This window comes from Pseudomonas sp. NPDC096950, assembly GCF_044762525.1.
In the GTDB taxonomy this organism is placed as follows: domain Bacteria; phylum Pseudomonadota; class Gammaproteobacteria; order Pseudomonadales; family Pseudomonadaceae; genus Aquipseudomonas.
On the sequence record NZ_JBIWEL010000003.1, the window covers coordinates 323,219 to 345,700 of the forward strand.

Genomic DNA, 22,482 nt, shown 5'->3' on the forward strand with positions numbered 1-22,482 from the left:
AAGCCCGCTCCCACAATTGGATCGTGGTCGTTTTACAGATTTCAGCCCAGCGGACCACCGCACGCTTTTGCCCATGAACAGGAGGTCAATCCATGAGCGTGCATGAACTCAAGCGTCCGCCCAGTGCAGACTCTGCCGAATGGCAGGTCAAGGCGCCCCAGGCTTTGGAGCAGTTGCGCCATTGGGGGCAGGTCAGTCCGTTGCACACGGCGCTGCGGCACAAGCGCCACGGCCAGTGGTTTGTCTGGCGCTGGATCGATGCCTTGCGCGATGTCGAGCGTCTGGCCGATGGCTTGCGCCAGCAAGGGTTTACCGAAGACTCGCGGCTGGCCCTGAGCGGTGCCTTCGAACCGAATCTGTTGCTGCTGGCCCTGGCCGCCCGGCATGTCGGCGGTGAAGTGCTGACCTTGCCCGACACCCTCGACGCCGAGTCATTGCACAAAGCGCTGTGGCGCAGCCGTCCGACCCACGCCTTTATCCAGGGCCGGCAAACCCGGCAACTGTGGCTCAACCACGGCCAGACGCTGCTGGACTTCACCGAACTGCTAGGCCCCGTAGAACCGCCGCAACGCCTGCGCCTTGGCGTCCACAGCGCCCAACTGTGGAGCGAAGAGGGCACGCAATGGCAGGACGGCCTCAACGTACTACTGGAGCAATGGCTGGCCAGCGGCCAATCCCTGGCTTTCCCGGAAAGCACTGGGAGTGCCAGCCGTGATCGGCGGGAAGTCGCGCCCTCCGGTCTGCTGCTGTCCGCCGAACGCCTGCAACGCCTGGCCGACGAAATCGACAGCCGCCTCGCACCCCAAGGTACCTGGCGCCGACGCCTGTGCGACTGGGCCATCGCCCACCCGGAAAAACCCCTGCAACGCCTGATCAAAAACCGCGTTCGCCGCCTGCTGGGTTTCCACAACCTGCATTTCATCTGGCAAGCCACCCGCACGCCAGGCGCCCAACCCGCGCCGACCTGGCTCGCCGAATTCAAACGGGACATCGCATGAGCTCGACCGATTCCATCCTGCAAGTCAGCGGCATTTCCCTGTCGTTCAAAGGCGTGAAGGCGATCAACGACTTGTCCTTCGACGTACGCCGGGGCGAGATCTGCGCGCTGATCGGCCCCAACGGCGCGGGCAAGAGTTCGCTGCTCAATGTGCTCAACGGCGTGTACCGCTTCGATGCCGGCTCGATCGTGTTCGAGCAGCAACCGTTCAAACGCATCGACCCGCTGAGCGCCGCGCGCCGGGGCATCGGTCGCACGTTCCAGAACAACGCGCTGTTCAAGAAAATGAGCGTGATCGACAACATCCTCACCGGCCTGTCCCGCCACCTGCGCAGCAGCTTCATCGAGCAAGCCCTCAACCTGCCGCGTGCCCGGCGTGAAGCGCAAGACTTCCGCCAACAGGCCCAAGGCATTCTCGAATTCCTCGAACTGCAAGCCCACCGCGACGTGCCGGTGGGCAATCTGTCCTACGGCCTGCAAAAACGCGTGGAACTGGGCCGCGCCTTGATCGCCGGCCCGCGCCTGTTGCTGCTCGACGAACCCATGGCCGGGATGAACGCCGAAGAGAAACAGGAAATGGCGCGGTTCATTGCTGACATCAACCGCGACCTCGGCACCACCGTGGTGCTGATCGAACACGACATGAGCGTGGTCATGGGTCTGTCCGACCATGTCGTGGTGCTGGATTACGGGCGCAAGGTCGGCGACGGCACACCCGCTGAAGTGCAGGCCGATCCGGACGTGATCGCGGCGTATCTGGGAGTGGTGCACTGATGACGTTTTTCTTCGAAACCCTGCTCGGCGGGTTGCTGGCCGGCACCATGTATTCGTTGGTCGCGATTGGCTTCGTGCTGATCTACAAGGCCAGCGGCGTATTCAATTTCGCCCAGGGCTCGATGCTACTGTTCGCCGCGCTGACCTTCGTCAGCCTGCACGACCAAGGCGTGCCGTTTGCTCTGGCGCTGTTGCTCACCGTCGTGGTGATGATCATCGGCGCGCTGCTGATTGAACGCTTGGTGCTGCGGCCCTTGGTCAATCGTTCGCAGATCACTCTGTTCATGGCGACGCTTGGGTTGTCGTTCATCATTGAAGGCCTGGCCCAAGGGCTGATGGGCTCGCAGGTGCGGGCGCTGGACCTGGGCATCGATGACGTACCGATTTTCATTGGCGGGATGATGGTCAGCCAATTCGACCTGATCGCCGCCGCAGCCGCCATCGTGCTGGTGACGGTGCTGGCGCTGCTATTCAACAAGACCCGGATCGGCGTGTCCTTGCGCGCCGTGGCGGATGACACCACCGCCGCGCTGTCGATCGGCATCAACCTCAACCGCATCTGGCAGATCGTCTGGGCGGTGGCCGGGATTGTCGGTCTGGTCGCCGGTTTGCTCTGGGGCGCGCGCCAAGGCGTGCAGTTTTCCCTGTCGCTGGTGGTGCTCAAGGCCTTGCCGGTGTTGATCATCGGCGGCTTCACCTCGATTGGCGGGGCAATTGTCGGTGGGCTGATTGTCGGTGCGGCGGAGAACCTCGCCGAGGTCTACATCGGCCCGCTGATCGGCGGCGGCATCACGCCGTGGTTCGCTTACGTCCTGGCTTTGGCCTTCCTGTACATCCGTCCCGCCGGCCTGTTCGGCGAGCGCGCCATCGAGCGAGTCTGAACCCATGTCGATTTCCCTTATCCGAGAAACCGCGCCGTCGGTGTTGATCCAGCGTCGTGTGCCGTTTGGCCTGCTCGGCTTGTTGTTGATCGCCTTCGTCATTGTGCCGCTGACCGGCAACGACTATTGGCTGAACGCGATTCTGATCCCGTTCCTGGTGCTGTCCCTGGCCGGGCTCGGCCTCAATCTGCTGACCGGCTACACCGGCCAGACGTCGGTCGGCGCGGCGGGATTCATGGCGGTCGGCGCGTTTGCCACGTATGGATTTTTGCTGCGATTGCCGGAACTGGGTTTGCCGGTGGCTCTGCTCGGCGGCGGATTGATCAGCGCCGTGGTCGGTTTTGCCTTCGGCCTGCCCAGTTCGCGGATCAAGGGTTTTTACCTGATGGTCACCACGCTGGCCGCGCAATTCTTCCTCGAATGGCTGTTCGTCAAATTTCCCTGGTTCTACAACTACGGTTCCTCCGGGACTATTTCCGCGCCGAAACTGGCGCTGTTCGGCCATGACCTGAACACGCCGGTCGGGCGTTATTTGCTGACGTTGACCACGGTGCTGTTGCTGACCTGGGTCGCCGTGAACCTGGTGAAAAGCCAGATCGGCCGCAACTGGATGGCGATCCGCGACATGGACACCGCCGCTGCCGTGATCGGCATTCCCGTGGTGCGCTACAAACACCTGGCGTTCGCCGTCAGCTCGTTCTACCTCGGCATCGCCGGGGCGTTGTGGGCCTTCGCTTACCTGGGCACTGCAAGTGCCAGCAGCTTCGATATCAATCGATCCTTCCAGATCCTGTTCATCATCATTATCGGCGGCATGGGCAGCATCGCCGGCAACTTCGTCGGCGCAGCGTTTATCAGCTTGCTACCGATCCTGCTCAGCCACGCCGGGCAAGCTTTTTTCGGCGGCGCGGTGGATGCGGGGCAATTGCAGAACCTGCAAAAAATCATCTTCGGCGTGTTGATCATCCTGTTCCTGATCAAGGAACCGGAAGGGCTGATTCGCCTGCTGGGCAACCTTCGTGAACGGCTGAGTCACTGGCCGCTGCGCTTCTGAATTCCTGACCTATTAGAGAGACAACATGCGTGCATCCTTGAAACGTTCCCTGCTTGGCGCGGCTCTGACGCTGGCGGTTTTCGGCACTGCGGTGCCCGTGGTCCAGGCCTCGGCGGACCAGCAATTCTTCCCGTTGGCCACCTACCGCGTGGGCGCCTATGCCTCCAGCGGTGTGCAGGTGTGGGCCGGGATGCTCGATTACCTGAACTACATCAACGAGGTGGAAGGCGGGATCAACGGCGTGAAACTGGTCTGGCAGGAATGCGAGACGGAGTGGACGGCGGAGAAGGGCATCGAGTGCTATGAGCGCTTCAAGAAAGGCCTGGACGGCGCGCCGGTGGCGATCTATTCCCCCAACGGTGCCCCGGCAGCGTATGCCCTGAGCGAGCGGGCCGAAGTCGACAAAATTCCGCTGATCACCCTCGGCTACGGCCGCACCGAGGCCACCGACGGCACAGTGTTCCCGTACAACTTTCCGGTGATGCTGACCTTCTACAGCGAGGCCTCCAGCCTGATCAATTACATCGTCCAGCGCGAGGGCGGCTTCGACAAACTCAAAGGCAAGAAGATCGCCACGGTGTACCACGACTCGGCGTACGGTCGCGAAACCCTCGGCCCGTTGAAGCTGTTGGCGGAGAAGTACGGCTTCGAAAACATCCAGATTCCGGTGGCCGATCCAGGCAACGAACAGTCTTCGCAATGGCGGCAGATTCGCCAGCTCAACCCGGACTGGGTGTTCCTGCGCACCTGGGGCGTGTCGACGCCGGTGGCGGTGAAGACCGCCGCGCGTTTCGGCTTCCCGGTGGACCATATCGTCGGCGATATCTGGGCCAGTTCCAGCGAAGACGTGTTGCCCGCAGGCGCCGCTGCCAAAGGCTATCTGGCGCTGACGCCATACCCGGCCGGCACCGATTTCGAGATCCACAAACGCCTCAAGCAATACATCCTCGATAAGGGCAAAAGCGACCTCAAGGACCTGAAGAATTTCGGCAGCGTCTACTACAACTCCGGGCTGGTGAATGCGGCGGTGATGGTCGAAGCGATCCGCACCGCCCAAGGCAAGTTTGGTAAACGTCCATTGAATGGCGAAGAAGGGCGTTGGGGCCTGGAGCACTTGAACATCGACGACGCGCGGCTCAAGGACATGGGCTACTTCGGGCTGATGCAGAACCTCAAGCTGTCCTGCAAGGATCACGAGGGCGGTGGTTCGGCGCGGGTGCAGCAATGGGACGGTGCCAACTGGACGCTGATCAGCGACTGGATCCCGGCGGATCGCGCCTTGCTGCGGCCGTTGATTGACGAAAAATCCGCGGCGTTCGCCAAGGAAAAAGGCCTGACGCCGCGCACCTGCACCGGGGATGAATAAACCATGAGCCAAGCCGCCACGGATAACGCCGCGCAGCAGCTGTTGCAGGTCAAGGACATCGAAGTGATCTACGACGGCGCGATCCTGGCTGTGGCCGGGGTGTCGCTGACCGTGCCCAAGGGCGGCATCGTTGCGTTGCTCGGGGCCAACGGCGCGGGCAAAAGCACCACGCTCAAGGCGATTTCCGGGCTGGTGCGGGCCGAGCGGGCGGAGGTCAGTCGCGGCAGCATCGAGTTTCTCGGCCGCGATACGGTGGGCGTTGATCCGAGCGTGCGGGTGCGCCAGGGCATGGTGCATGTGCTGGAGGGCCGCCACGTGTTCCCGCAACTGACGGTGGAGGACAACCTGCGCAGCGGCGGGTTTGTCCGGCGCTTGAGTCGCCAGGACCTGGCCCGGGACCTGGAGCGGATCTACGCCTGGTTCCCGCGCCTGAAAACCAAGCGCAAGACCCAGGCCGGGCTGACGTCCGGAGGCGAGCAGCAGATGGTCGCCATCGGCCGGGCGCTGATGACACGTCCTACTTTGGTACTGCTTGATGAACCTTCCATGGGTTTGGCGCCTATTATCGTCCAGGAGATTTTCGAGATCGTCGCCCAGCTCAATCGCGACGAGCAGGTGAGCTTCCTGATTGCCGAGCAAAACATTAATGTGGCGCTCAAGTATGCGTCCCAGGCCTACGTGCTCGACACCGGGCGCGTGGTGTTGTCTGGAACCGCCGAAGAACTGCTGGCCCGGGGCGATCTGCACGACTTCTATTTAGGCAAACACTGACCGTGAGAATGCGATGAATCAAACCCCAAGCGGACAGGCGACCGACGCCATCCGCCACGCAGACATCCTGATCATTGGCGGCGGCCTCAGCGGCGCGATGCTGGCGGCGCAGTTGCTGCGGTTGCCCGGCCAGCGTTCGCTGCTGGTGATTGAACCCCGGGCCGAACTGGGCCGGGGCGAGGCCTATAGCGCGGTTGAGTTGGGCCATACGCTCAATGGTAATGCGGCGCGGATGAGCGTTGATCCGGACAATGCCGATGATTTGACCCAGTGGCTGACCGAATACATCGCGGGGGGCGGCTGGCCGGAGTCTGACGAGCAACATGTGCCGGTCAGCGAGTTGTTCCCGCCGAGGGGGATTTTCGGGCTGTACGTGCAGCAGCGTTTGGCGGAAGCACAAGCGGTGGGCGCGTTGAACGGCTCGACTGTCGAGCATGTGCGGGCCGAGGTGGTTGACCTGCAAACCTTCGATGATTCCGTGCGATTGAGTTTGAGCGACGGGCAGCAGTTACGGGGCGCTTTTGCGGTGCTGGCCACCGGAATGTTCCCCGCTGCGCGCACGCCGCAGACCGAATCCAGCGGTTTGAATGCGGCGGCGCTGGACCCCTGGGACGTCGCCGTCATGCAGCAACTCGATGCGCAATCCACGGTGCTGATCATCGGCTCGGGCCTGACCATGGTCGATGCCGTGGTATCGCTGGAACAGGCCGGGCATCGCGGGCCGATCGAAGTGTTTTCCCGGCACGGATTGCTGCCGCATGTCCGGCGCCAGCCGCCGGCCTGGGTGGATTTTTTGGCGCAGGATCACAGCATTCGTTCGCCCCGCCAGTTGCTGCGGGCATTGCGTCGTCACTGCAAGGACGCCATCGCTCAAGGCATCGACTGGCAATCGCCCCTCGACACGGTGCGGGCGCACATCGGTCGGTTGTGGAATCAGGCGACGGACGCGCAACGCCGGCAGTTTGTGCGGCATGTGCGGCCATGGTGGGAAAGTCATCACCACCGCTCGCCACCGTTGAGCGCGGAGTTGGTCGCGCGGCTGCACGGGGAAGGGCGGTTGCGGATTCAGGCGGCGTCGTTCAAAGGCTTGGCGCCTTCCGTGAACGGTGACGTGAGCATTCGTATCCGTCGTCGCGGCGAGGCGGAAACGGTGTTTGTCAGCGGCGCAGCGTTGATCAACTCCAGCGGTATCGAATACGACTGGCGCCGGGTCGCCCGGCCCCTGCCACAGCAGTTGCTGGCGCGTGGGCTGATCAAACCGGGGCCGTTGGCGCTGGGGATTGCAGCGGCGGTGGATGGTGCGGTGTTGGACGTTGACGGGCAAGTTGCCCAGCGCTTATTCGCCATGGGCCCGCCATTGCGTGGCATGTGGTGGGAAAGTACGGCGGTGACGGATGTGGCGAGCCAGGCCAAGGCGTTGGCGGCGCGCTTAGCCGTAGCAGCTGCCGAGCCCGCGAGGCTGCGTTCGGCGGCGAAGCCGTCGTGAAGTCAACGACTGCGTTGTTCCAGGATGACCGTGCATAGCGGGTTTACGACGGCTGCGCCGCCGAACGCAGCCTCGCGCAGCTCGGCAACTGCTACCACGGATATCGCTGGCTGTTAAAACGGAGAAACCCCGGGTAGAGCGGATCTACCCGGGGTTTCTTGTTTGAAGCGGCGCAAACTTACGAATCAATACGCTGATATTTCGAACCGAACTCAGGGCGGTTTTCAGCCACGTAGAGTTTGGCTTGTTCGGCGTTCTGCTGCAGGTTCACACTGCCTTTGCGTTCGGTGTCGATGCTGACGGTGTTAACGTTCTGGGTCGCCGGTTGGCCGACTTTCACCGCAGCGATGGATTGTGTTGCGGCCATGGCCGAGGTGGTGCCAAGGACGGTAAGGGCGAAGGTAAGACCGATGATGCTTTTCATGATGTTGCTCCAGAGAGTGGGAAGAAGATGTGGCCACTCTAGTGCCGGAGCGCGGCGATGAAAAAACACCCTTGGGCATAGTCGATATCAAGAACGTTGATCCATGGCCGGGTGTCGCGCACGAACCCTGTGGGAGCGGGCTTGCTCGCGAAGGCTGCCTGACATTCAACAAAGATGTAGACTGTTACACCGCTTTCGCGAGCAAGCCCGCTCCCACAGTTGATAGGTGTTGAGCGCATTTTCTGTGCCTGGCACAAAACCATTGTGGGAGCGGGCTTGCTCGCGAAGGCTGCCTGACATTCAAAAACGGTATCGACTGTTACACCGCTTTCGCGAGCAAGCCCGCTCCCACAGTTGATAGGTGTTGAGCGCATTTTCTGTGCCAGGCACAAAACCATTGTGGGAGCGAGCCTGCTCGCGAAGAGGCCAGTACATTCAACATTGAAGTTGTCTGTCAGGCCGCCTTCGCGAGCAGGCTCGCTCCCACAATTGGATCAGTAGCGCTGATATTTCGAGCCGAACTCAGGACGGTTTTCCGCAACGACCACACCGGCGTGTACGGCGTTGCTCGGGCTGAAAAGCGCAACACGTTCGCGCAGTTCTTGCAGGCAATCGGCGCCGCCTTCGGCTACACGATTCTGGATCAGGCGATCGGCGCCGCCTTCGGCCACACGATTCTGGATCAAGCGATCCGAGCCACCTTCGGCGACACGGTTCTTTTGCAGGTTTTCAGAGCCATATTCCGCGACGCGATTCTGTTGCAGCCGATCCGAACCGCCTTCCACCAGCAGTTGCTGGGCCGGGCTGTGGGCGGCAGCGCTCGCGGTGTTGGCCGAGGCCAGGTTCGACAGGCCGAGGCCGCCGATCAATGCCAGACCGAGTGCCAGGGACGAAACTTTCGAGAAGTTGATCATGGGTGATGCTCCGTGCGTTTAGTTTGAGTGGGTCGGTAGCTGCTGCTATCCGGTGAACACAGTTAAACGCTCGGGTGTATCGGTGATGTGTGCTGGAACGTCGCGAAGTCGCAGGTTGCGTATCTATCGCGGGGTTTTATACAGACGGATACAAATCTATCTTCACGACGGTGCACCCAGCATCTCCACGGGGTAGGAGAACACGTAGCCTTCATTGCGCACGGTCTTGATGTAGGTCGATTCCCGGGAGTCGTCCATAAGGCGTTGGCGCAAGCGGCTCACCAGCAAGTCGATGGAGCGGTCGAACAGGTCGGCGTCACGACCCTGGGTCAGGTTGAGCAACTGGTCGCGGCTGAGCACCCGTTGCGGGTGATCGAGGAACACCCGCAACAGTCGGTACTCGGCGCCGCTCAGAGCGACCATGGTGTCGTCTTCGTCTAGCAAGTGGCGGGCGGTGGTGTCGAGACGCCAGCGGCCAAAAGCCAGGAGCCGGCCGCTTTCGGTGATCAGCAGGTTCGGCGGCAACATGCGGGTGCGGCGCAGCACGGCGTTGATCCGTGCCAGCAGTTCGCGGGCGGCGAAGGGTTTGGTCAGGTAGTCGTCGGCGCCCATTTCCAGGCCGAGGATGCGGTCAGTTTCATCGTTGCGCGCAGTGAGCATCAGGATCGGCGTGGCTTTGTGCTTGCCCGCGCGCAATTCGCGGCACAGCAGCAAGCCGTCGTCACCGGGCATCATGATGTCGAGCACGATCAGGTCCACCTGATTCGCTTCCAGAAAGCTGCGCATCTGCCGGCCGTCGGCGACCACGGTGGTGCGCAAACCGTTCTTCTTCAGGTAATTGCCGACCAGTTCGCGGATCTCGCGATCGTCATCGACAATCAGGATGTGGTCCACATGCTCCATTGCCCAGCCCTCTTATTATCAGTACACCGCCAACCCTGTTTGTATCGCACTGTATCTCACGCGCTGTTGGACACGTTATGCCTTATTAGCAGTGGTTTTACGACACATGGCAGATACCTCGGGACGATTGAATGGATCCATTGAGGCAAGCCGACTTGCCTGGCAACCACTGGTCATTGCACCCCTGAGGAAATCACCATGAACTGGAACAAACTCGCTGTCGCCAGCTTCTTCGCGGTCCTGAACGTTGCAGCATTTTCGGCCCATGCCGATGAAAAAACCACGGCGCCTGTGCCAGTCAGTGCCAGCACCCTCAAAGCGGACCCGTTCGGCGCGCTGAAGCATGTCAACGCCGGGTTACTGAACGTGGCGTACGCCGAGGTCGGTCCCGCCGATGGGCCGGTGGTGATTCTGCTGCACGGCTGGCCCTACGACATTCACAGCTACAGCGACGTGGCGCCCTTGTTGGCGGCCAAGGGTTACCGGGTGCTGATCCCGTACGCGCGAGGCTATGGCGATACGCATTTCCTGTCCGAGAAGACCCTGCGCAATGGCCAACCCGCCGCGCTGGCCAGTGACGTTATCGACTTCATGGACGCGCTGAAGATCAAGAAAGCCGTGCTCGGTGGCTACGACTGGGGCGCACGCTCGGCGGACATCGTTGCGGCGCTGTGGCCGGAGCGGGTAGAAGCGCTGGTCGCCGTGAGCGGTTACCTGATCGGCAACCAGGCCGCGGGCAAGAATCCGTTGCCGCCCAAGGCCGAATTGCAATGGTGGTACCAGTTCTACTTCGCCACCGACCGCGGCGAGGCTGGCTACGAAAAAAACCGCCACGATTTCGCCAAGCTGATCTGGCAAATAGCTTCGCCGAAATGGACCTTCGACGACGCCACCTTCGACCGCAGCGCTGTCGCGCTGGATAACCCTGACCATGTCGCGATCACGATTTTCAACTATCGCTGGCGCCTGGGCCTGGTCCAGGGCGAACCGCAATATGAAGCGCTGGAGCAGCGACTGGCCAAGGCGCCGAACATCACCGTGCCGACCATCACGATGGAAGGCGACGCCAATGGCGCGCCGCATCCGGCTGCCGAAGATTACGCCAAGCGCTTTACCGGCAAATATGAGTACCGGCTGATCAATGGCGGCATCGGCCACAACCTGCCGCAGGAAGATCCGCAGGCGTTTGCCAAAGCGGTGATAGACGCTGATCACCTGTAACATCTGCCGCAAATTACTGTGGGAGCGGGCTTGCTCGCGAAGACGGAGTGTCAGGCGATGAAGATGTTGAATGTGCCGGCCCTTTCGCGAGCAAGCCCGCTCCCACAGGGAATCTAATCGCTCTACTCAATCAGGATTCGTCGTTCATGAAAGCACTGATCTTCGGCGCCACCGGCATGGTCGGCCAGGGCGTACTGCGCGAAAGCCTGCTGGCGGCGGATGTCGAGCAGGTGGTCGTCGTCGGCCGAACAGCGGTCGAGGCGACGAACCCCAAGTTGCAATCGCTGGTGGTGCCGGACTTGACTCGCCTCAGCGCGGTTGAAGCGCAGTTGCAGGGTTTCGATGCCTGCTTTTTCTGCCTCGGCGTGTCGTCGTCCGGAATGGATGAAGCGCAGTATGCGCGCCTCACCTATGACCTGACCCTGGCCGTGGCCGAGGTGCTGGCGCGACTGAATCCGGGCATGACCTTTGTGTATGTCTCGGGCGCCGGCACCGACAGCACTGAGAAGGGCAAAAGCATGTGGGCGCGGGTCAAGGGGCGAACCGAGAACGCGTTGCTGCGTTTACCGTTCAAGGCGGTTTACCTGTTTCGACCGGGGATGATCCAGCCGTTGAATGGTGCAGTGTCCAAGACCTCGGTGTATCGCTGGACCTACATCGTGATGGCGCCGTTAATGCCGCTTTTGCGCTGGCTGTTTCCGCGGCAGGTGCTGACCACCGTTTCGGTGGGGCAGGCGATGTTGGAGGTTGCCCGGCATGGGGCGGCGAGTGCGGTCCTGGAGGCGCCGGCTATACAGGCTGCGGCACTCAGAGGATAACGAGCCAGGCACCGAACCAAATGTGGGAGCGGGCTTGCTCGCGAAAGCGGTGTGTCAGGCGACATCCATGTTGAATGTGACGCCCCCTTCGCGAGCAAGCCCGCTCCCACAAGGTATGTGATCGTTCCCACGCTCTGCGTGGGAATGCAGCCCGGGACGCTCCGCGTCCCATCAGTAGCCGAACGCGGAGCGTCCGCAGAGGCATTCCCACACAGAGCGTGGGAACGATCACAACGATCAATCAAGCGATATTACGCAACCACTTGATAACACGGCACATACGCCGCGCCACCCGGCAGTTTCATCCGGTGCTGGGCGACGAACGCCTTGAGCAGCTGATCCAGCGGCTGCATCACCGCCGCGTCGCCACGGATCTGGTACGGGCCGTGTTCTTCGATCAGGCGGATGCCCTTGTCCTTGACGTTGCCGGCAACGATGCCGGAGAACGCCCGGCGCAGGTTGGCGGCGAGTTCGTGTGGTGGCAGTTTGCGGCTCAGTTGCAGGCTGGCCATGTTTTCGTGGGTCGGATCGAACGGACGCTGGAAGCCTTCGTCGATCTTCAGCAGCCAGTTGAAGTGGAACGCGTCGTTGCGCTCGCGGCGGAACTGTTTGACCTCTTTGAGCCCCGCAGTCATATGCCGCGCCACTTCCGCCGGGTCGTCGATGATAATCGTGTAGTGCTGCTTCGCCGCGTCACCCAGGGTGGCGCCGACGAACGCGTCCAGCTGCTCCAGATACGGCGCTGCGTGTTTCGGCCCGGTCAGCACGACCGGGAAGGGCAGGCCTGCGTTATCCGGGTGCATCAGGATACCCAGCAGGTACAGGAATTCTTCCGCCGTACCGGCGCCGCCCGGGAAGATGATGATGCCGTGGCCGACGCGGACGAAGGCTTCCAGGCGTTTTTCGATGTCCGGCAGGATCACCAGTTCATTGACGATCGGGTTCGGCGCTTCGGCGGCGATGATGCCCGGCTCGGTCAGGCCCAGGTAACGGCCGCCGTGGATGCGCTGCTTGGCGTGGGCGATGGTTGCGCCTTTCATCGGGCCTTTCATCACGCCGGGGCCGCAACCGGTGCATATATCGAGGCTGCGCAGGCCCAGTTCGTGGCCGACTTTCTTGGTGTATTTGTATTCTTCGGTATTGATCGAGTGGCCGCCCCAGCACACCACGATCTTCGGCTCCACGCCTGGGCGCAGGGTGCGCGCGTTGCGCAGCAGATGGAAAACGTAGTCGCTGATGCCTTGCGAGGTGCTGAGGTCAATGCGCTGGGCGTCGAGTTCGTTTTCGGTGTAGACGATGTCGCGCAGGGCGCTGAATAGCATTTCCCGGGTGCTGGCGATCATTTCGCCATCGACGAAGGCGTCGGCCGGGGCGTTCAGCAGTTCCAGGCGCACGCCGCGATCCTGCTGGTGAATGCGGATTTCGAAGTCCTTGTAGGCTTCGAGAATAGTCTTGGCGTTATCAACGTGGGCGCCGGTGTTGAGGATGGCCAGGGCGCACTGGCGGAAGAGGGTGTAGGTGCTGCCGGAACCGGCTTCGCTCAGTTGCTGGACTTCACGCTGGGACAGGGTTTCCAGGCTGCCTTTAGGGCTGACAGAGGCGTTGATTACTTGGCGTTGGGACATTCAATGATCCTTAAAACGATGCCAGTCATACAGGAGGAGCGATTGGCATCCGAATAAAATGTATCCATGAAAGAAGATGGCACGAAGTACGCTGTCTCGCCACGTTCTCCTTTGACGATGAAAAGATGAAAAGGAGCCCCAGCATAGCTAAATCCCCCACAGAGGCGATAATGCGCGCACTCTTTTTGCTCACAGAGCCTTTTACTTGATGCAGGGAACCCCGCCAAGATGTTCGAAATCCAGCCAATGAATGCCGAAGTTTTCCGAAGCCAGACCCGTCGCAGTACGGTGATCATCGCCCTGATTTTCCTGGCGCTGGCCATGGTGCTCTCGACGACGGCTGTGGCGTTGTTCGGCGAACCGGGTGGCGACAACCTGCGATTCAACGTCGGCGGCGTGTTTGTCGCGGTTTTGCTGATGGTGGCGCTGATGCGTGGCCGGTTCTGGCACCAGCAATGGATGGCTCCGGCGGTCTACGGCTGGCGCCTCAAACGCAGCCTGATGAGCGTTACCAACGTCATGCACCAGGTGACGGCGGCGGTGGCGAAGGATGATCCGGACGCCATGAAGCTGCTGCGCTTCTATCACCTGGGGTTGCACCAGATGCACGAACTGGACGGCAACTCCAGCGATCACAGCCAGTTGATCCGGGAAATGGACCAGCATAAGGCGCGGATGGAAGCGTTGGGCCTCGACACCGAACAGACCCAATTGAATCCGGCGTGGCTTGAGGCGGTGAAGCAGACCCCGCGCTAGACCCGTGGTGTGGGCGAAATCCGCCCGATTGGATCTAGGGTTTCGCGGCGCTGGCGCCTAGGCTGAAGGTCACTCCCCGAACGGGGGAGGCGGCTGCCAGAAAGGAACCCCAATGACCGCGACACGCCCGATCCTTATCTTCGCCATCGTCCTCGGCGTGGCCATGGCCGCCAACGGCGTGTTCATGCTGATCAATCCTGCGTTGTGGTACAGCGCGGTGCCCGGGGTCGAGCGCACCGGGCTGTTCAACCAGCATTTCATCCGCGACATCGGTTTGCTCTACATGGCGATTGGCGCCGCGTTCGCTGGCGGCAGCCTGAGCCCGACGCACCGCGTGCTGCTCTGGGCTTCAGCGGCAACCTGGCTGACTGCCCATGCGCTGTTTCATTTCTGGGAAGTCGCCGCCGGGATCTGCGGGCCAGAGGCGTTGCGGGTGGATTTCGCGGCGGTGACGTTGCCGGCGATTTTCGCGATTCTGCTGACGTTGTGGGCAATGAAAGCGCGTATCGCCTAATCTGAGCGATGATCAGGCATAGTAAAGCGCCCGCGGGGCCAAAGACGCGATCAGGAAGCATCGCCTCTTCAACAGAATTCAGGGAACGTCATGGGACAGCCGTCCGTAAAAGTTCGTATTGAAGCCCTCCAACCCACGGCGTCGTTTCTGGCCGAGCAGGTCCAGGCGAAGCTCAAGGTTCGTTACGCCGTGGTTTTGCTGGTGGCGGTGTGCCTGTCCATGACCGCCATTGCGATCTGGGAGGCCTGGAACTCGCGTCACTATCACTTGCATGACAAAGAAGTGGCGATGTCCAACCTGGCGCAGACCCTGGCGTCCCAGGCACAGTCAACGATCAAGCAGGCCGACACGTTGCTGTTTACCCTGGTCGATCGCATCGAAAAGGACGGCATGGGGTCGCCACCGTTTTCTCGCATGCAACTGTTACTCGGCGCCCAGCGGACTGAGCTATCCCAGCTCCATGGTTTATTCATCTACGACGAAAACGGTCATTGGCTGGTCAATTCCAATGGCTCCTCCATGCCCAATGCCAACAACTCCGACCGTGAATACTTCATTTTTCATCGTGACCATACCGACCGTGGCCCGCATATCGGCCCGTCGATCAAGAGTCGCTCGACCGACGAATGGATCATGACCGTGTCGCGGCGCCTCAATCATCCCGATGGCAGTTTTGCGGGTGTGGTGGTGGCCACGATTTATCTCAATCATTTCCTTTCGCTGTACGACAGCATCGACATGGGCAAAAACGGCGCGATCAACCTGATGGCCGACAACGGCACCATCATCGTGCGCCGACCCTTCAGAGAAGCTGACATCGGCACCAGCGTCGCCAGCGGACCGTTGTTTACCCAGCTTCTGCCTCACGCCAGCTTCGGTACGGCGACGATCAAATCCGTGATCGATGGAGTCGAGCGAGTCCTGGGATTTCGGCGAGTTGATGGTTATCCGATGGTGGTTTCCGCGGCCCTGAACAAAGAAGAGGTGCTCGCCGGCTGGCGTCAGGAATCGTTGAACAGTGCGGCGATCGTGGCCTTGCTGCTGGGGTTTCTGGGCACGCTCGGCTATCGGCTGATCCGGGTCATGAAGCAGCAGAATCACATTCAAAGCGTCTTGCTCGACGCCCAGGAAAAACTCATCGAGGTCAATCGCAGCCTTGAGCTACTGGCCCTGGAAGATGCGCTGACCGGGCTGGCCAACCGGCGTCAGTTCGATATTTTCATGGTGGCGGAGATGGGCCGCGCCCGGCGCAGCCAGTCGGGCCTGGCGTTGCTGATGATCGATGTCGATCACTTCAAGTTGTTCAACGATCACTACGGGCATGTGGCCGGCGATGAATGTTTGCGCAAAATCAGCGCCATCATCACGGAAAACATCAAGCGTCCCGGTGATTTGGCCGTGCGCTATGGCGGTGAGGAATTTGCCGTGGTGCTGCCCGGCACCGACTATGTCGGGGCCTTCCTGGTGGCGGAAAAGATCCGCCGCGCGGTGCAGCTGGCGGGCATTGAGCACACGGAAGGCATTGAAGGTGTGGTCACGGTCAGCCTGGGTGTCTGCGCCTACCACCCGGCCTCGCAAGCCGGGGCCGACGATCTGGTCGGCGCGGCGGACAAAGCGTTGTACGTGGCCAAGGCCAGTGGCCGGAACATGAGCGTTATTGCTAACTGAATTCAGACTAAGCGGTCGCTGCCCTGGACCAGTTTGCTCGCGAGCCAGGGTTGCTTGAGCTGTTCCAGCCACCAGCCCAGGGCGCGGCCGTCGTGGTCGCCACGCCAGCCGGCGTAGAGAATGTTCGGCTCGCGCGGGTCGGCCATCTGTTTTTCAATCAGCGTGCCGTTGTCCAGCAGGGAGCCGACCCGATGCCGGGGCAGCCATCCGACGCCCAGGCCGTCGCACTGGGCGAGGATTTTCGCGCGCATGGTCGGCACCGCGAGCACCGGTTGTCCGCCGGAAACGCCATAGGTGCTGCCTTCGGTGGCCCGGGACGAGTCCGCCACGACAATCGCCCGGTGCTGCGTGACCATGGCGCGGGTGATCGGCTCTTTGGCCTTGGCCAGCGGGTGTTTGGGGGAGACGGCGAACACCCATTCCATTTCCCCCAGTTGCATCCAGCGCAATGAAGGAATGGCCGGCGGCTCGTTGGTGGCGCCGATGATCAGGTCCGCGCGACCTTCCCGCAACGCTTCCCAGACCCCTTTGAGGACTTCCTGGGTGATGCGCAACGGCACGCCGGATTCCAGCACGTCGAACGCGTGAATCACCGGGATCAGGGTGTCGAACTCCAGCAGTTCGTCAGTGACAATCCACAACCGGCTCTCCCAGCCATTGGCCACTTGCTGGACGCGTTGGGTCAGGCGAGAGACGTCCTGCATCAGCCGCGCCGCTTCGTTCACCAGCAATTCACCGGCAGCGGTGAGCTGCAAACGGTAGCGACGGCGATCGAACAGCAGGGCATCGAAGCGTTCTTCCAGTTGCCGCGCGGCGTAGGACACGGTGGACGGCGCCTTGCCCAGATGGGCAGCGGCGCGGGACAGGCTGCCGGTTGCGCGGATGGCCTCAAGCAGGGCCAGGTCTTCAATCGACAGCATCTTTCGAGATCTCCGGTGAACCTGTGGCGAGGGAGCAAGCTCTCTCGCCACAGGTTTTGTGTTCGCTTGCCTTATGCCGCCCGACGCAACTTCCACAACCGAATCAACCGCACATAAACCACCAGGTTGACCGCCAGCACCACGCTGGCGAGCCCCAGTTGAATCGTCGGTGTCAGCCCGGCCGGGTAGATGACCGGCAACACGTAGTGCTCGATGAAACCGCCGCCATACACGGTTTGCCCGGCGGCTTCGCGCATCAGGTTTTCCCAATAGGTCAGCGGGCAGGTCAGGTGAAAGACTTCGACGATCACGCCCCACGCGGCGGCGGGCAGGTGCCACCAGATCAGGGGGCGCCATTTGAGCACCAGCAGCCCGCCGAACAGCACGAACAGAATGAACAACAGGTGAAACAGCACCAGCCCGTCGGCGGCGATTCGGTAAAGCATGTCGATTCCCTGACTCTTCGATTGAATGGCTCCATGTTACTCGGGCGACGGACTGCGCTCTATGGTTGGTTTTCAATCCCGAAAATCGGCGAATTCCGCGCGCATCCGCCCGTTGTGCTTGGCTTGATAGAGCAACTTGTCGACCTGTTCGACGAACGCCAGGGCACCGCTGTCCTCGCTGGCGGCGGTGGTGCCGACGCCGAGGCTCAGGGTGACAAGCGGTGAAACCGGCGAAAATCCATGGGCAATCTGCTGCTGGCGAATCAAGTGCAGGCATTTGCGCGCCACCAACCTGGCCGACTCGGCATCGGTTTCCGGTAGCAACCAGACGAACTCTTCGCCGCCGATCCGGGCAATGAAATCCCGTGGCCGATTGGCCGCCAGGGACAAGGTCTGCGCCACGCGCCGCAAGCATTCGTCACCCTGGATGTGGCCGTAGTGGTCGTTGTACTGCTTGAAGTAATCGATATCCAGAATCAGCAGCGACAGCGGCAGCTCGGTGCGCTGGGCGTTGCTCCATTCGCGTTCCAGGACCGTATCGAACATGCGCCGGTTAGCGATGCCGGTCAGGCCGTCCTGGAACGAATATTCTTCGAGTTGCTTCTGCAGGCGAATCAGGTGCTCTTCGGTTTTCTTGCGCTCGCTGATGTCGAACATGAACCCCACCAGCGCTTCGACTTCGCCGTCCTTGCGCACCACGTGCACCACATCGCGAATCCAGACGTAGTCGCCGTCGCGGGTCAGCGCACGGTAGTCGGCCTCGTGATCGACCCCGGCGCGGGATTGCGAGACGCAGAACTCCACCACGTAATCGCGATCGTCCGGATGCATGCGCTCGACCCAGTCATTGACCGTGACCCAACTGTCCTGCTGCCAGCCGAGCAGGCTTTCGATCTGCGGGCCGATGTAGCTGAACGTCATGGTTTTCCAGTCGATCCGCCAGGGAATCGCCTTGGTCGACTCAAGCAGGGTTTTGTAGACATCGCTGTCGGTGTCGACGGAGCTCATAAAGGGCCGGCCTCATGGGAGGGAATGCAGGGCCATCATGTTGATACTACCGTCACGAATCAAGCGGGCAGCCGATGAAAGGCAGCGCCACATGGGTTTCTGGAAAGTGCGCAAGATTGTTCAAGCCTTCGCCGGCGTCTGCTGGCACAGTCGGTGGTCTTTCCACGGGTTGTAGAGCGTTATGTCGAATTCACACATGCCGCGCAGTGCCTTTCTGCGTGGCGCGGCGGCGATCATGCCGTTGTCTCTGGCCACCGCGCCGTGGGGGCTGTTGGCCGGCTCCATGGCCATCGAGGCCAACCTCACGCCGCTGCAAGGCCAGGGCTTGTCGAGCATCGTGTTTGCCGGCGCCGCGCAATTGGTGGCCATCGGCATGCTCAAGGGCGGGGCCGGGGTCTTTTCGATCCTGCTGACCACGCTGCTGCTGACCTCCCAGCACTTGCTGTATGGGATGAGCATGCGTTCAGTGATTTCACCGTTGCCGGGTCGCTGGCGGGTGGGGTTGGGTTTTCTGCTCACCGATGAGTTGTTCGCCCTGACCAGCCAGCACGACAAACAACAGTTCAACCGCTGGTACGCGTTGGGCGTAGGGCTGACGTTCTACATCGCCTGGAACCTGTTCACCCTGGCGGGCATCGTGTTAGGCAGCAGCATTCCGGGCCTGGAACACCTGGGCCTGGACTTCTCCATCGCGGCGACCTTTATCGCCCTGATCACCCCGGTGGTGCGCAATGTGCCGACGGTGGTCTGCGTGGCGGTGTCGCTGTTCTGTTCGGTGCTGTTCAGCTATTGGCAATGGGGCTCGGCCCTGGTGCTGTCGGGGCTGGCGGGCATGACCGCCGGGTTTATCTGCAACAAGCTGTATCTGGAGCGCACATGATCGTTTGGGCAGTGATTATCGGCATGGGCATGTTGGTGTTCTTGAACCGCTACGTGTTTCTCGAACCGCGACTGCCGGTGCGTCTGAGCAGCAATGCGCGGCAGTTTCTCGGCTTTGCCGTGCCGGGCATGTTGACGGCGATTTGCGGGCCGATCGTGTTTATGCCGGACAAACAGCTGAATCTGCAGTGGGATAACCCTTACCTGCTCAGCTCGCTGGTGGCCGTGGGATTGGTGCTCTACACCCGCAACACGCTGCTCAGCATGTTGTTGAGCATGGGCTTCTTCTTTTTGCTGCGCTGGTGGCTGTGAGCCGGGCGGGGGGAAATGTTCTACGCTTAAAGCGGATATTTGATCCCTTCAGGAAGCGAGGTGCACATGGCAACCGAACCCAAGCAGCCGGACCTGGATGACGACACGGACGAACCGAGCGAAGAAGAGATCCAGCGGCAGCGACGCTCGACGCCGGACTGGAAGCATCCGGATGACGGGAAAGAACTGTCGGAACGCGATAGAGAATTTCCCTTGAAACCCTGATTTCTTTGGAAGCAATGAACCCATGTGGGAGCGGGCTTGCTCGCGAAGGCGTTGTGTCAGTCACCATCTACATCGACTGAACGGACGCCTTCGCGAGCAAGCCCGCTCCAACACAGGTATTTGGCAAAATCAAATCGCCTCATTCCAGCGAATATGCGTAATACCCAATTGCTGGGCTTTATTACGCGCGGTTTCGAGACTCGCGTGGGGCGCAATCTTTTGCCCGGATTCGGGATAGGCATGCGCAGACGCCGACTGGATGGCTTCCACATCGGAAAACCCCGCCGCCAATTTGAAAAAGTGTTGTCGCACACCGTCGAGCAGGTAATGCACGGCATAAGGGACAAGTTCGCTCATGTAATTCCATTTGGAGCCAGCCAGATGTGGCTTAGTCATTGAACAGGGAATTCAGAGAGATCTGCGGTACCAGTGTCATGCAGAAATAGGGTCGCCTGAAAAACAAGAGGCCAATCCGGCCTCTACATTCAGAGTGCTCCCAGGGCGGGTTCGTTCAGTTCTGGTGCTGACGTGGCCTGGGAGCGTTGTTTCAGACGTCTTCCAACTGTGGAAAGTCGGGGTGGGCCGCTCGATAGCCGAGGGTCTTGTCGAGCCAGGCGTTGAGCTCATTGATCATCACCGGCGGTTTGCCCGGATAACTTTGCAGCGTGGAGCGCAGAACGCCGCTGATTTCAGCGACTGAGCGCAGGTTTCGAGTCTTGATGTAATTGCCGATAAAGCAGTCGAGTTGCAAGTGTTCTGTCATCGAAAGATAGACACACGCCAGCTCACCGACTTGTTTGAGTGCAAAATCGTCGCGCAACTTATTTCTCTGCAAGATGTGTAAAAGTTGTAGGGATTTCCTGGGGTTGTTGACTCTTTGGTCAACTGTGCGTGCTTATGGAAATGCGGCGCGCATGCTATCTGTAGTCCTGTTAAATGTATGTATGACGGTTGAAATGTCAGACAAGCGGTTATGCGTCAAACAGCCGCGTATATATAACTGTCTCTCCCATGAAACACTTAATGTAACGTTTGAGTTTCCTGTTTATATAGGCAAGTTTTTTGTACGGCTATTCACGCAGGGCTGGATAAACCTCATGGCAGCTCATCAATTAGCGTGGCGTCCTGGTTCCGGACATTACCTACCGCTTTGCCGACCCTGTACCACTGGAAACGTTCGCTGGTTTCACCCTGCATCAACAGCATGTCTTCGGCGCGATCCCTGGGAGTGGCCGGGTCGAGCCATTCCCGCGCCAATTCCGCCGACAACACCACCGGCCGCCGGTCATGAATGTCGAGCAGACCACCGGCGCTGTCGGCGGTGATGATCACAAAACCGACCTCGGCCTGAGGTTCGGGATCACCGGCCGGAAACTGCCCGATCGCCGCACAGAAAATCGGCGTCCCGTCGCGGTGGCGGATCAGCCACGGTTGACGCTTGGCTTCCCCTTCATCCACCCATTCGAACCAGTTGTCGACCGGACAAATCGCCCGGTGCGGCCAGATCGACCGGAAGAACGGCCCGTGGGCAACGTTCTCGCCCCGTGCGTTGATCGGCGCCGCGCGATCCTTTGCCCAGTGTGGCCGCCAGCCCCAGCGCACGTTGTCAGCGTGCAGCCCATCGCTTTGCAGATAAAACAGTGCCAGTTGCGTGGTGGGCGCCGCGTTGTAGCGGGCCAGCGGTTCATCGCCGACGTGGTTGATCAACGCGTCGGGGATGCTCAACACCGCCACGAAATCGTGAATGCCCCGGTACTGCGACAGGCGTCCGCACATCAGCGAAATCTCCCACTGGAGATTTCAGCTTAGATGACATGCGCCAGTTGCAACTCGGTCAACGACAACGCCTTGAGCCGCGCCAGCAACGGGTCACGACGATCGCGGGGATGGGCGAGTTCCACCGCCAATTCCTGACGAATGCGGCTCGGCCGATGATCCATCACCAGCACCCGGTCGCTCAGGTACAGCGCTTCATCGACATCGTGGGTCACCAGCAGCAGGGCAATCGCGTGGCGCTCGGCCAGTTGCAGCAGCAGGTCCTGGAGTTTCATCCGGGTAAAGGCATCGACGGCGCTGAAGGGTTCGTCGAGCAACAGCACTTGCGGGCGCGAATACAGGCCGCGTGCGATGGCCACCCGTTGCGCCATGCCGCCGGACAAGGCTTTGGGCAACGCCTGGGCAAATCCGCCGAGGCCGACTTCTTCGATCAACTGCGCCACCCAGGCTTTGTCGTAGCGGTTGTCGGCGCTGAATCCGATGTTCTGCTCCACCGTCAGCCACGGCATCAGGCGCGGTTCCTGAAACACGAACGCCACTTCACCGGCATTGTTTTTCAGTTCGCCCTGAAAGTCCTTTTCCAGTCCGGCGACGATCCGCAGCAAGGTGCTTTTGCCGCAACCGCTGGGGCCCAGCAGGCTCACGGTTTCCCGAGGCTTCAATTGCAGGTGGATGTTGTTGAGCACGGTGGTGGCGGCGAAGGTTTTGCGCTCCACGCGAATGTCCAGCAGGTGTTCGGTCATG

26 protein-coding genes are annotated in these 22,482 nt (G+C 60.9%); 15 read left to right on the plus strand and 11 right to left on the minus strand.

Annotated elements, in window-relative coordinates; genetic code table 11:
* Positions 1-92: 92 nt before the first annotated feature.
* The 7 genes from ACIQY3_RS08575 to ACIQY3_RS08605 are packed head-to-tail and all read left to right on the plus strand — an operon-like array spanning position 93 to position 7,329.
* Positions 93-998: an acyl-CoA synthetase gene (locus ACIQY3_RS08575; protein WP_403018526.1), complete on the plus strand. Its 906-nt coding sequence runs from the start codon at positions 93-95 to the stop codon at positions 996-998.
* Entirely contained in the window at positions 995-1,771 is a 777-nt protein-coding gene (locus ACIQY3_RS08580; RefSeq protein WP_403018528.1) for an ABC transporter ATP-binding protein, read from the plus strand. Before ACIQY3_RS08575 ends, ACIQY3_RS08580 begins: the two co-directional genes overlap by 4 nt.
* The gene (locus ACIQY3_RS08585; protein WP_054052782.1) at positions 1,771-2,652 is read left to right on the plus strand and encodes a branched-chain amino acid ABC transporter permease; all 882 of its coding nucleotides are present in this window, start codon (positions 1,771-1,773) and stop codon (positions 2,650-2,652) included. Before ACIQY3_RS08580 ends, ACIQY3_RS08585 begins: the two co-directional genes overlap by 1 nt.
* A gap of 4 nt (positions 2,653-2,656) precedes the next feature.
* On the plus strand, positions 2,657-3,706 hold the full coding sequence (locus ACIQY3_RS08590) for a branched-chain amino acid ABC transporter permease (protein ID WP_403018529.1): 1,050 nt from the start codon (positions 2,657-2,659) through the stop codon (positions 3,704-3,706).
* Between the two features lie 25 nt (positions 3,707-3,731).
* Positions 3,732-5,072 carry an ABC transporter substrate-binding protein gene (locus ACIQY3_RS08595; protein ID WP_403018531.1) on the plus strand — a complete coding sequence of 447 codons (1,341 nt, stop codon included), beginning with the start codon at positions 3,732-3,734 and terminating at the stop codon, positions 5,070-5,072.
* 3 nt (positions 5,073-5,075) lie between these two features.
* Positions 5,076-5,843: an ABC transporter ATP-binding protein gene (locus ACIQY3_RS08600; RefSeq protein WP_403018533.1), complete on the plus strand. Its 768-nt coding sequence runs from the start codon at positions 5,076-5,078 to the stop codon at positions 5,841-5,843.
* Between the two features lie 13 nt (positions 5,844-5,856).
* A complete protein-coding gene (locus ACIQY3_RS08605) occupies positions 5,857-7,329 on the plus strand; it encodes an FAD/NAD(P)-binding protein (protein ID WP_403018534.1) in 1,473 nt (490 codons plus the stop codon).
* 178 nt (positions 7,330-7,507) lie between these two features.
* Here ACIQY3_RS08605 and ACIQY3_RS08610 read toward each other — a convergent pair whose 3' ends face one another.
* From ACIQY3_RS08610 to ACIQY3_RS08620, 3 genes are all read right to left on the minus strand, one after another.
* A complete protein-coding gene (locus ACIQY3_RS08610; RefSeq protein WP_403018536.1) occupies positions 7,508-7,753 on the minus strand; it encodes a hypothetical protein in 246 nt (81 codons plus the stop codon).
* A 494-nt stretch (positions 7,754-8,247) separates the two neighbouring features.
* Positions 8,248-8,667, minus strand: a complete 420-nt coding sequence (locus tag ACIQY3_RS08615) for a hypothetical protein (protein ID WP_403018537.1) — start codon at positions 8,665-8,667, stop codon at positions 8,248-8,250.
* A 162-nt stretch (positions 8,668-8,829) separates the two neighbouring features.
* Positions 8,830-9,570, minus strand: a complete 741-nt coding sequence (locus ACIQY3_RS08620) for a response regulator (protein WP_403018538.1) — start codon at positions 9,568-9,570, stop codon at positions 8,830-8,832.
* A gap of 198 nt (positions 9,571-9,768) precedes the next feature.
* On the opposite strand from ACIQY3_RS08620, the gene ACIQY3_RS08625 reads away from it, so the two are divergent.
* Positions 9,769-10,791 (plus strand): alpha/beta fold hydrolase, encoded by a 1,023-nt coding sequence (locus ACIQY3_RS08625; protein ID WP_403018540.1) that lies wholly within the window; start codon positions 9,769-9,771, stop codon positions 10,789-10,791.
* Between the two features lie 146 nt (positions 10,792-10,937).
* On the plus strand, positions 10,938-11,609 hold the full coding sequence (locus tag ACIQY3_RS08630; RefSeq protein WP_403018541.1) for an NAD(P)H-binding protein: 672 nt from the start codon (positions 10,938-10,940) through the stop codon (positions 11,607-11,609).
* 251 nt (positions 11,610-11,860) lie between these two features.
* On the opposite strand, the gene ppnN is transcribed toward ACIQY3_RS08630, so the two are convergent.
* A complete protein-coding gene (gene ppnN / locus ACIQY3_RS08635) occupies positions 11,861-13,234 on the minus strand; it encodes a nucleotide 5'-monophosphate nucleosidase PpnN (RefSeq protein ID WP_054614419.1) in 1,374 nt (457 codons plus the stop codon).
* Between the two features lie 228 nt (positions 13,235-13,462).
* Between ppnN and ACIQY3_RS08640 the strand changes: the two genes are divergently transcribed.
* The 3 genes from ACIQY3_RS08640 (at position 13,463) to ACIQY3_RS08650 (ending at position 16,172) form a co-directional block, all read left to right on the plus strand.
* Positions 13,463-13,990, plus strand: coding sequence for a DUF3087 domain-containing protein (locus tag ACIQY3_RS08640; RefSeq protein WP_403018542.1), 528 nt, complete (start codon positions 13,463-13,465; stop codon positions 13,988-13,990).
* A gap of 112 nt (positions 13,991-14,102) precedes the next feature.
* The gene (locus ACIQY3_RS08645; protein WP_403018543.1) at positions 14,103-14,504 is read left to right on the plus strand and encodes a hypothetical protein; all 402 of its coding nucleotides are present in this window, start codon (positions 14,103-14,105) and stop codon (positions 14,502-14,504) included.
* A 90-nt stretch (positions 14,505-14,594) separates the two neighbouring features.
* Entirely contained in the window at positions 14,595-16,172 is a 1,578-nt protein-coding gene (locus ACIQY3_RS08650; RefSeq protein ID WP_403018545.1) for a sensor domain-containing diguanylate cyclase, read from the plus strand.
* 2 nt (positions 16,173-16,174) lie between these two features.
* Here the strand turns inward: ACIQY3_RS08650 and ACIQY3_RS08655 are convergent, their stop codons facing one another.
* From ACIQY3_RS08655 to ACIQY3_RS08665, 3 genes are all read right to left on the minus strand, one after another.
* Positions 16,175-17,092 (minus strand): LysR family transcriptional regulator, encoded by a 918-nt coding sequence (locus tag ACIQY3_RS08655; protein ID WP_403018547.1) that lies wholly within the window; start codon positions 17,090-17,092, stop codon positions 16,175-16,177.
* Between the two features lie 71 nt (positions 17,093-17,163).
* Entirely contained in the window at positions 17,164-17,538 is a 375-nt protein-coding gene (locus ACIQY3_RS08660) for a DUF2784 domain-containing protein (RefSeq protein ID WP_403018549.1), read from the minus strand.
* Positions 17,539-17,610: 72 nt separating this feature from the next.
* A complete protein-coding gene (locus tag ACIQY3_RS08665) occupies positions 17,611-18,546 on the minus strand; it encodes a GGDEF domain-containing protein (protein ID WP_403018550.1) in 936 nt (311 codons plus the stop codon).
* A 181-nt stretch (positions 18,547-18,727) separates the two neighbouring features.
* On the opposite strand from ACIQY3_RS08665, the gene ACIQY3_RS08670 reads away from it, so the two are divergent.
* From ACIQY3_RS08670 to ACIQY3_RS08680, 3 genes are read left to right on the plus strand one after another with little or no spacing between them, the layout of a single operon-like run.
* Entirely contained in the window at positions 18,728-19,426 is a 699-nt protein-coding gene (locus ACIQY3_RS08670) for an AzlC family ABC transporter permease (RefSeq protein WP_403018552.1), read from the plus strand.
* Positions 19,426-19,737 carry an AzlD domain-containing protein gene (locus tag ACIQY3_RS08675; RefSeq protein ID WP_403018776.1) on the plus strand — a complete coding sequence of 104 codons (312 nt, stop codon included), beginning with the start codon at positions 19,426-19,428 and terminating at the stop codon, positions 19,735-19,737. The genes ACIQY3_RS08670 and ACIQY3_RS08675 overlap by 1 nt, the downstream gene beginning before the upstream one ends.
* A 60-nt stretch (positions 19,738-19,797) precedes the next feature.
* Positions 19,798-19,962 (plus strand): hypothetical protein, encoded by a 165-nt coding sequence (locus ACIQY3_RS08680; protein WP_403018781.1) that lies wholly within the window; start codon positions 19,798-19,800, stop codon positions 19,960-19,962.
* A 129-nt stretch (positions 19,963-20,091) separates the two neighbouring features.
* On the opposite strand, the gene ACIQY3_RS08685 is transcribed toward ACIQY3_RS08680, so the two are convergent.
* The 4 genes from ACIQY3_RS08685 to ACIQY3_RS08700 form a co-directional block, all read right to left on the minus strand.
* Positions 20,092-20,319 carry a hypothetical protein gene (locus tag ACIQY3_RS08685; protein WP_403018553.1) on the minus strand — a complete coding sequence of 76 codons (228 nt, stop codon included), beginning with the start codon at positions 20,317-20,319 and terminating at the stop codon, positions 20,092-20,094.
* A gap of 190 nt (positions 20,320-20,509) precedes the next feature.
* Entirely contained in the window at positions 20,510-20,782 is a 273-nt protein-coding gene (locus tag ACIQY3_RS08690; protein WP_403018555.1) for a hypothetical protein, read from the minus strand.
* Between the two features lie 275 nt (positions 20,783-21,057).
* Complete coding sequence (locus ACIQY3_RS08695) at positions 21,058-21,738, minus strand: SOS response-associated peptidase (protein WP_403018557.1); 681 nt, start codon at positions 21,736-21,738, stop codon at positions 21,058-21,060.
* A 29-nt stretch (positions 21,739-21,767) separates the two neighbouring features.
* The gene (locus ACIQY3_RS08700) at positions 21,768-22,481 is read right to left on the minus strand and encodes an ABC transporter ATP-binding protein (protein ID WP_403018559.1); all 714 of its coding nucleotides are present in this window, start codon (positions 22,479-22,481) and stop codon (positions 21,768-21,770) included.
* Between the last annotated feature and the right edge of the window lies 1 nt (position 22,482).

Excerpts from the sequence above, each read along its gene's own strand:
- ACIQY3_RS08575 (WP_403018526.1), top strand. The coding sequence starts at position 93 with ATGAGCGTGCATGAACTCAAGCGTCCGCCCAGTGCAGACTCTGCCGAA.
- ACIQY3_RS08580 (WP_403018528.1), top strand. The coding sequence starts at position 995 with ATGAGCTCGACCGATTCCATCCTGCAAGTCAGCGGCATTTCCCTGTCG.
- ACIQY3_RS08585 (WP_054052782.1), top strand. The coding sequence starts at position 1,771 with ATGACGTTTTTCTTCGAAACCCTGCTCGGCGGGTTGCTGGCCGGCACC.
- ACIQY3_RS08590 (WP_403018529.1), top strand. The coding sequence starts at position 2,657 with ATGTCGATTTCCCTTATCCGAGAAACCGCGCCGTCGGTGTTGATCCAG.
- ACIQY3_RS08595 (WP_403018531.1), top strand. The coding sequence starts at position 3,732 with ATGCGTGCATCCTTGAAACGTTCCCTGCTTGGCGCGGCTCTGACGCTG.
- ACIQY3_RS08600 (WP_403018533.1), top strand. The coding sequence starts at position 5,076 with ATGAGCCAAGCCGCCACGGATAACGCCGCGCAGCAGCTGTTGCAGGTC.
- ACIQY3_RS08605 (WP_403018534.1), top strand. The coding sequence starts at position 5,857 with ATGAATCAAACCCCAAGCGGACAGGCGACCGACGCCATCCGCCACGCA.
- ACIQY3_RS08610 (WP_403018536.1), bottom strand. The coding sequence starts at position 7,753 with ATGAAAAGCATCATCGGTCTTACCTTCGCCCTTACCGTCCTTGGCACC.
- ACIQY3_RS08615 (WP_403018537.1), bottom strand. The coding sequence starts at position 8,667 with ATGATCAACTTCTCGAAAGTTTCGTCCCTGGCACTCGGTCTGGCATTG.
- ACIQY3_RS08620 (WP_403018538.1), bottom strand. The coding sequence starts at position 9,570 with ATGGAGCATGTGGACCACATCCTGATTGTCGATGACGATCGCGAGATC.
- ACIQY3_RS08625 (WP_403018540.1), top strand. The coding sequence starts at position 9,769 with ATGAACTGGAACAAACTCGCTGTCGCCAGCTTCTTCGCGGTCCTGAAC.
- ACIQY3_RS08630 (WP_403018541.1), top strand. The coding sequence starts at position 10,938 with ATGAAAGCACTGATCTTCGGCGCCACCGGCATGGTCGGCCAGGGCGTA.
- ppnN (WP_054614419.1), bottom strand. The coding sequence starts at position 13,234 with ATGTCCCAACGCCAAGTAATCAACGCCTCTGTCAGCCCTAAAGGCAGC.
- ACIQY3_RS08640 (WP_403018542.1), top strand. The coding sequence starts at position 13,463 with ATGTTCGAAATCCAGCCAATGAATGCCGAAGTTTTCCGAAGCCAGACC.
- ACIQY3_RS08645 (WP_403018543.1), top strand. The coding sequence starts at position 14,103 with ATGACCGCGACACGCCCGATCCTTATCTTCGCCATCGTCCTCGGCGTG.
- ACIQY3_RS08650 (WP_403018545.1), top strand. The coding sequence starts at position 14,595 with ATGGGACAGCCGTCCGTAAAAGTTCGTATTGAAGCCCTCCAACCCACG.
- ACIQY3_RS08655 (WP_403018547.1), bottom strand. The coding sequence starts at position 17,092 with ATGCTGTCGATTGAAGACCTGGCCCTGCTTGAGGCCATCCGCGCAACC.
- ACIQY3_RS08660 (WP_403018549.1), bottom strand. The coding sequence starts at position 17,538 with ATGCTTTACCGAATCGCCGCCGACGGGCTGGTGCTGTTTCACCTGTTG.
- ACIQY3_RS08665 (WP_403018550.1), bottom strand. The coding sequence starts at position 18,546 with ATGAGCTCCGTCGACACCGACAGCGATGTCTACAAAACCCTGCTTGAG.
- ACIQY3_RS08670 (WP_403018552.1), top strand. The coding sequence starts at position 18,728 with ATGTCGAATTCACACATGCCGCGCAGTGCCTTTCTGCGTGGCGCGGCG.
- ACIQY3_RS08685 (WP_403018553.1), bottom strand. The coding sequence starts at position 20,319 with ATGAGCGAACTTGTCCCTTATGCCGTGCATTACCTGCTCGACGGTGTG.
- ACIQY3_RS08695 (WP_403018557.1), bottom strand. The coding sequence starts at position 21,738 with ATGTGCGGACGCCTGTCGCAGTACCGGGGCATTCACGATTTCGTGGCG.
- ACIQY3_RS08700 (WP_403018559.1), bottom strand. The coding sequence starts at position 22,481 with ATGACCGAACACCTGCTGGACATTCGCGTGGAGCGCAAAACCTTCGCC.